The following is a 1673-nucleotide window of genomic DNA, read 5'->3' on the forward strand; positions in this document are numbered from 1 at the left end:
CAGCCGCGGGAAACTGTCGAAGGCGGGGTACTGTGGGTTTGCGGGGTGTGAGCCGCATGGATGCGGCGACCAAGCCTACAAGGACATACTTGCGGCGGCCCCGCAAACCCACAGTGCCCCGCCATCCCACCGAATGCCGCTGTTGCTGTTGCTGTTGCTCTGGCTTGTAGCGGATGCAGGACTGCAAGCCCTGCCGAAACCCCTCTTACCCCGCCTTTGACAGTCCCTTGCGCGCGTCCAACCACGGAAAAAAGAAAAAGAAGATCAAAAGCGGGTCGCTTGCTGCGCTCGCTCCGTGTCGACCAAGGTCGACACCTACCAATAGTTCCGCGTGCCGACAACCGCCGTTACCAACAGCCGCGGGAAACTGTCGAAGGCGGGGTACTGTGGGTTTGCGGGGTGTGAGCCGCATGGATGCGGCGACCAAGCCTTATCTGATTGGAATCTGGCACCGTAGGTGTCGAGAGCCGGCGTGGGCCGCCGTGTAAGCCTGGATCTCGACGATCGCCATGTAGCTTGGCGCCCACGCCGGAATCTCCCTTGATCCGCCCGAACAGTTGCTGGAGCTGACACTCGCAGTGATAAGACTGGGCAAGCGGGGGAGCTCTCGACCCTTCCAGACTATACGGAGTCCGGTGATGAACGGGATCGGGATTGATGTCAGCAAGCGCCAGCTGGACGTTGGCACGACAGACGGAAAGACCCTGCAGGTCAGCAATAGCCGCTCCGGCTTTGCTGAATTGGACCTCTGGCTGCAAGGGCATCCGGCCGTCCAGATCGTGCTGGAGGCCACTGGTGGCTACGAACAGCCTGTGCTGGACTTCCTGCACAACGCTGGTCATCCGGTGGTCCGCGCCAATGCCCTGCGGGCGCGGAAACTGGCCCAGGGGCTTGGCCACATGGCCAAGACAGACCGCTTGGATGCCTATGCCTTGGCCAAGATGGCCGCACTGGTGAAGCTGCGTTCCTATCAGCCACTGGAGCCTTGGCAGCGGGAAATGCGTGACTTCGTGCGGGCACGCCGACAGGCGATGCACGCGCTGACCGTCGCGCGGCAGCAGCAGGAAATGGTGGGTAATCGTGAATTACGCCGACTGCTTCAGGCCAACATCACTTGCTTGCAGAGAACGGTGGAACGTTTGGGAAAGCGGATTTCCGAACAGGTTTCCAAGCAGCCTCAACTGGCTGTCCTGAAGTCGATGAAAGGTGTTGGCCCGGGCCTGCAGGCCGTGTTGGCCAGCTATCTTCCCGAGCTGGGCAATATCAGTGGCAAGGCCGTCGCCAGCCTGGTCGGTGTGGCACCGATGTCCCATGACAGCGGGACCATGCGTGGCAAACGAAGCATCCATGGCGGCAGGGCTGAGATCCGTCAGGTGCTCTACATGGCCAGCATGTCGGCCATGCGGCATGAACCTCGCCTGCGGGACTTTTACCAGTCGCTGCGAGCGCGGGGCAAGGAAGGCAAAGTGGCCATCGTGGCGGTGATGCGGAAGATGCTGGTGATTCTCAACGCCCGTATGCGTGACGCTCAAGGCGGATCGATCCCCGCCTGAGCGCACCAGAGGGCGTTGCTCCTGAGGCTGCCGGCCAGCGGCCGGCACTACCGTGCCCGTTTACCGGAAGGGCTGGCGCTCCTCCAGCAACACAGTTGCTACAAGGACGTACTTGCGGCG

The 1673-nt window shown here is 61.9% G+C and carries 1 protein-coding gene; it reads left to right on the forward strand.

What is annotated here, in order from left to right:
- Positions 1–638 precede the first annotated feature (638 nt).
- Positions 639–1553 carry an IS110 family transposase gene (locus BW38_RS03995; RefSeq protein WP_032977546.1) on the forward strand — a complete coding sequence of 305 codons (915 nt, stop codon included), beginning with the start codon at positions 639–641 and terminating at the stop codon, positions 1551–1553.
- The last annotated feature ends 120 nt before the right edge of the window (positions 1554–1673 follow it).

The organism is Stenotrophomonas sp. RIT309 (assembly GCF_000632045.1).
GTDB lineage: Bacteria > Pseudomonadota > Gammaproteobacteria > Xanthomonadales > Xanthomonadaceae > Stenotrophomonas > Stenotrophomonas indicatrix.